The organism is Psychroflexus maritimus (assembly GCF_011089875.1).
Lineage (GTDB): Bacteria > Bacteroidota > Bacteroidia > Flavobacteriales > Flavobacteriaceae > Psychroflexus > Psychroflexus maritimus.
Genome location: NZ_JAANAS010000121.1, coordinates 1 through 260, shown reverse-complemented (window position 1 = coordinate 260; position 260 = coordinate 1). Strand labels below are relative to the sequence as shown.

Genomic DNA, 260 nt, shown 5'->3' with positions numbered 1-260 from the left:
TCAGTTTGTGATGATGAAACCGGAGGAAGCACCACCAATGAACAAGCAACCTTTAATTTATTTAGTAAAGTTGAAGAAATCACGCAAGGCGATCAAACCATCTTGATTAATTTTTACGAAGATGAAGCTTTGGAGAATCAGATTACGGACACCGAAAATTTTGTGAATACCCAAGCTAATCCACAAGTGGTGTATGTTGAAGCTGTCGATTTGGACACGGATTGTACGAAAACGACCACCTTGACCATAGAAGTAATTCC

Annotated in this window: 1 protein-coding gene; it reads left to right on the top strand. The window is 39.2% G+C overall.

Annotation, left to right across the window (positions count from 1 at the left end):
• On the top strand, nt 1-260 hold a 260-nt coding region (locus tag G7034_RS12170; RefSeq protein ID WP_166401161.1), incomplete at both ends, for a hypothetical protein.